5 protein-coding genes are annotated in these 4,612 nt (G+C 62.3%); 3 read left to right on the top strand and 2 right to left on the bottom strand.

Going from position 1 to position 4,612, the window contains the following annotated elements:
• Positions 1–380: OB-fold nucleic acid binding domain-containing protein (locus EOA86_RS23195; protein WP_245497352.1), on the bottom strand; the 380-nt coding region annotated here is incomplete at its 3' end.
• A gap of 252 nt (positions 381–632) precedes the next feature.
• On the opposite strand from EOA86_RS23195, the gene EOA86_RS23190 reads away from it, so the two are divergent.
• The 3 genes from EOA86_RS23190 (at position 633) to rnd (ending at position 3,797) form a co-directional block, all read left to right on the top strand.
• The gene (locus tag EOA86_RS23190) at positions 633–1,136 is read left to right on the top strand and encodes a DUF3280 domain-containing protein (protein WP_128343786.1); all 504 of its coding nucleotides are present in this window, start codon (positions 633–635) and stop codon (positions 1,134–1,136) included.
• A gap of 165 nt (positions 1,137–1,301) precedes the next feature.
• On the top strand, positions 1,302–2,546 hold the full coding sequence (locus tag EOA86_RS23185; protein WP_127210891.1) for an MFS transporter: 1,245 nt from the start codon (positions 1,302–1,304) through the stop codon (positions 2,544–2,546).
• A 99-nt stretch (positions 2,547–2,645) separates the two neighbouring features.
• On the top strand, positions 2,646–3,797 hold the full coding sequence (gene rnd, locus EOA86_RS23180; RefSeq protein WP_128343784.1) for a ribonuclease D: 1,152 nt from the start codon (positions 2,646–2,648) through the stop codon (positions 3,795–3,797).
• A gap of 42 nt (positions 3,798–3,839) precedes the next feature.
• On the opposite strand, the gene EOA86_RS23175 is transcribed toward rnd, so the two are convergent.
• Positions 3,840–4,382: a hypothetical protein gene (locus tag EOA86_RS23175; RefSeq protein ID WP_128343782.1), complete on the bottom strand. Its 543-nt coding sequence runs from the start codon at positions 4,380–4,382 to the stop codon at positions 3,840–3,842.
• Positions 4,383–4,612 lie beyond the last annotated feature (230 nt).

Here is a 4,612-nt window from a genome sequence, read left to right as displayed (position 1 = left end):
CGTATGTCCTCGGGATAATCCGGCTCGCCGAACACCGGCAGCGGCAGGTCCTTGGCCGCCGACAGCACTTCGATCTCGCGCGCGAAAACCTCGATCTCGCCGGTCGGCAGGTTCGCGTTCGCGGTCTCGGCCAGGCGCGCCTTGACCTCGCCGTCGACACGGATGACCCACTCGCCGCGCACCGTCTCCGCGATCTTGAAGGCCGGCGAATCCGGATCGGCGACGATCTGGGTGAGGCCATAGTGGTCGCGCAAATCGATGAAGAGCAGGCCGCCATGATCGCGCACGCGATGCACCCAGCCCGACAGGCGAACGGAAGAGCCGACGTCGCTCTTCCTCAACTGGGCACAGGTATGGCTGCGGTAACGATGCATTGTCATTGATAAGTCCGGATGTTGATTGCGGCCAAGGCATGATGGCCCGGCCCGAAAATTTGGGCGAAAAGCACATGAGAGGCCGCCTTTGTCAAGGCAGGCGGCGCACGGGCAGCATCTCTCGGTTTGAACTTCGACTTGTAAACCCTGGCTGTGTGAAAACTCCACACCACAGTCAAAGCGTAAAATTTGCTCCGCTTGATCGTGATCGGGGGTCAAGCCGTGTACAATGGCCATTACACGGACGGGAGGACTACCATGAGCATTCGCACATTGACTGTCCTGGTGACGCTGCTTGTTGGCACCTGCGCATTTGCGCACGCTCAGACAAAGCCGATGTCAATCGAGGTGTTTCCATTCGAATTGGAGGACAAGAGCGCTGGGGCGGGAATAATTCCGCCGGATGAACACGATAGGCGCTATCTGTCCGAGTCGGCACAAGTGGCGAAGGACATGCTCTCCCAGTCCGGACGTTTTACAGTGGTTGATGCGCCGGCGACAGATGAGCAGGCGGTTGCACCGCACGGATTGCGCAATTGCGGTGGCTGTGAAAGCAAAATCGCCAAAGAGCACGGCGCATCTCTTGCCTTGCTCGGCGTCGTAACACGCGTCAACCGAACAGAACATACCATGTTCATTCGCATCCTCGACGCTGAAACCGGGAAACCTGTTTCGCAGGGCTTTACCGATCTTCGCATGGGTCCGAACTACGCGTGGCCCCGCTCCGTGAAATGGCTGATGACAAACAGAATTCTGCGGTAGGACGCCCACCACCCCAGCGCGCCATCGGGAGCGCGAAAGATCGCCCCTCAGCTAAAAATCAAACCGAAAAACTGATTGTCGGCGCTGGTCTGCTAATCGCCGGGAATTGCCGCTGGCATTGGCGCAAGCGATGGTTCAAGAAGGATCAACGACAGGCCTTCCTTCATGTCCTCCATGCGCCCGCTGATCCCGCTCCTTATTGCCGCCGGCATCCTGCTCGGCGGCAACGGCCTGCAGAGCACCCTGATCGCGCTGCGCGGTGCGCAGGAGGGATTTTCGGCCTCTACCATCGGCCTGATGGGCACGTTCTATTTCGCCGGCTTCCTGCTCGGCTGCCTCGCCGTCACCCACATCATGAAGGCCGTCGGCCATGTCCGCGCCTTTTCCGCGCTGGCGGCGATCGCTTCCGCCGGGACATTGCTTTTGGTGCTGGTCGTCGACCCGGTCATGTGGTGCGTGTTGCGCCTCGCCGGCGGCTTCTGCTTCGCCGGCCTGTTCACCATCATGGAAGCCTGGCTCAATTCCGGGGCAGCCAACAAGGACCGCGCGCGGGTGCTGGCCATCTACCGGATGGTCGACATCGGTTCGGTCACAGGCGCACAGTTCCTGATCCCGATCGTCGGCGCCGGCGGTTTCGCCATCTTCGCCGTCATGTCGATCATGATCACGCTCTCGCTGGTGCCGGTGTCGCTTGGCGACCGCTCCAACCCGACCCCGCCGGAAGACGTCAAGCTCGACCTGGCCCGCGTCTGGCGGATTTCGCCGCTCGGCTGCTTCGGCTGCATTGCCGTCGGTGTCACCAACAGCGCCTTCCGCACATTGTCGCCGGTCTATGCCGAACAGATCGGCATGTCGGTCACCGACGTCGTCACGTTCGTCAGTGTCGGCATCTTCGGCGGCGCCATCATCCAGTATCCGCTCGGCTATCTGTCCGACCGCTGGGACCGGCGTTCGGTGCTGCTGATAACGACGTGCTGCGCGCTGCTCGCGTCGCTGGCGCTGGTGTTCTGGGCGCGCAGCGACCCGTCCCTCAACTTCGTGATCGTCTTCATCTTCGGCTGCTTCGCCATGCCGCTCTATTCGCTGTCGGCGGCGCATTCCAACGACCGCGCCGACAAGGGCGAGTTTGTGCTGATCAACGCGGCGCTGATGCTGTTCTATTCCTTCGGCGCCATTAGCGGGCCGTTCGCCGCCTCGACGGCGATGCAGTATTTCGGGCCAAGCGCTCTGTTCGTGTTCACCGCCACCGTCTACGCCATTTTCGTCGTGGTCATCCTGTACCGGATGCAGGTGCGATCCGGCGTGCCGGCCGGCCATCGCAGCCGTTTCATCGGCCTTTTGCGCACATCGACGGTGTTCGCCCGACTGGCCAAGCGCAACGATGATTCCGACGGGCCTGCGAAGCAATGATGACGGTCCCCGATGTCTTGAACCCGGGGCTGCCGCTTGACGAAAGCCCGCGCGGCTGAAATTGAAGGAGACCTTACCCCCTTTGCTAAAAGCGATTTGATGCACGTCATATCAACCCAAGAAGAACTTGAGACCGCTGTTGCCGCGTTCGAAAAGTCGGATTTCGTCACCGTCGACACCGAATTCATTCGCGAGACGACTTTTTGGCCGATCCTGTGCCTGATCCAGATGGCGGCGCCCGGCGTGACGGCGCTGATCGATCCGCTATCACCCGATATCGACCTGAAGCCGTTCTTCAGGCTGATGGCCAACGAAGCCGTCGTCAAAGTCTTCCATGCGGCGCGCCAGGACATCGAAATCATCGTTCATCTCGGCGATCTGGTGCCGCATCCGGTGTTCGACACCCAGGTGGCGGCGATGGTTTGCGGCTTCGGCGACAGTGTCTCCTATGACCAGCTCGTCCAGAAGATCACCGGCGCTCGGCTCGACAAGTCCTCACGTTTCACCGACTGGCGCCACCGGCCGCTTTCCGAAAAACAGCTCGACTACGCGCTTGCCGACGTCACCCATCTGATCGAGGTCTACCAGCACCTCAGCGCCGAGCTGGTGCGGGAAAACCGCGCCCACTGGCTGAACGAGGAGATGGAGGTGCTGACTGCGCGCGAAACCTACGACCCGCATCCGGAGGACGCCTGGAAGCGGCTGAAGATGCGGCTGCGCAAGCCGCAGGAACTGGCGATCGTGCAAGCGGTGGCCGCATGGCGCGAGCGCGAGGCGCGCGAACGCGACGTGCCGCGCGGCCGGGTGCTCAAGGACGACGCCATTTACGAGGTGGCGCAGCAGGCGCCGCGCGATGCGGCAGCACTCGGCAAGCTGCGCACCACGCCGAAAGGCTGGGAACGGTCAGCGACGGCAACGGCGCTGCTTGGCGCGATCAACAGCGCGCTTGCCTTGCCCAGGGAAGAGATGCCGAAGCTGCCAAAGAGTTTTCAGCCGCCCGAAGGCTCCAATGCCGCCGCTGAATTGTTGAAAGTCCTGTTGCGGATCGTCGCCGAAAGGGAGGGCGTCGCTTCGAAGGTGCTGGCCTCCAGCGACGACATCGACCGCATCGCCGCCGAGGGCGAGGCCGCCGACGTGCCGGCCTTGCAAGGCTGGCGACGCGCCGTGTTCGGCGAGGCCGCGCTCAAACTGGTGCGCGGCGAGATTGCGATCAAGTTCGACAAGCGCAAGATCGCGCTGTTCGATTTGTAACGTCTGCCACATCCTTCTCCCTTTGTTGTGGGAGAAGGAAAGTCAACGCTGGCGCGGCTGACCGGTCAGGTGGAAAACCGCGATGACGATGACCGGTATCGCCAGAAACGCGAATTTGGTGACGATCAGCGCCGAGGCGAAGGACAGCGAATCCGGATTGGCCGACAGGAAATCCGAGAGCAGGCGGGCCACAGCGATGTTCTGCGCATAATCGGCAAGCGTGTAGGGCAGCACCAGGACAAGCGCGAACAGCGACTGGAGCTGCGCGGGCAGAGCCCGGAAGTTCTTCAGGCGCCGCCCCGTGGCCAGGATCAAGCTGACCAGCGTCAGCGACAGCAGCGCCGGGAACAGCAGGTCGAAGGTCAGGTAGTGCCAGACCAGAATGATCTCGCTGCCGCGCCGGCCGAGCGCCGTCAGCCAGGCCATGCCCTCATCCGGGGTGAAGCCGGTCCAGCGCAAATCGAGTGACGGCAGGCCACCACTCAGCTGGCGGAAATAGAGGAATTCCATCGCGGTCATGGCGACGAAAACCGCCGCGCAGGCAAAACAGAGCGCGGCAGCGTGGCGCGACAGCCGCAGCATCATTGCCGTCAGGCTTCGTGCGAGTTGGTTAGGCTCCGCCGGGGTAATTCGGGCTTTCGCGGGTGATCGTGACGTCATGGGCGTGGCTTTCACGAAGTCCGGCGTTGAATGATCTCGCTGCCGCGCCGGCCGAGCGCCGTCAGCCAGGCCATGCCCTCATCCGGGGTGAAGCCGGTCCAGCGCAAATCGAGTGACGGCAGGCCACCACTCAGCTGGCGGAAATAGAGGAATTC

The sequence above is a fragment of the Mesorhizobium sp. M5C.F.Ca.IN.020.32.2.1 genome (genome assembly GCF_004023105.1).
Classification (GTDB): domain Bacteria; phylum Pseudomonadota; class Alphaproteobacteria; order Rhizobiales; family Rhizobiaceae; genus Mesorhizobium; species Mesorhizobium wenxiniae.
This window is presented reverse-complemented; position numbering and strand designations above follow the sequence as displayed.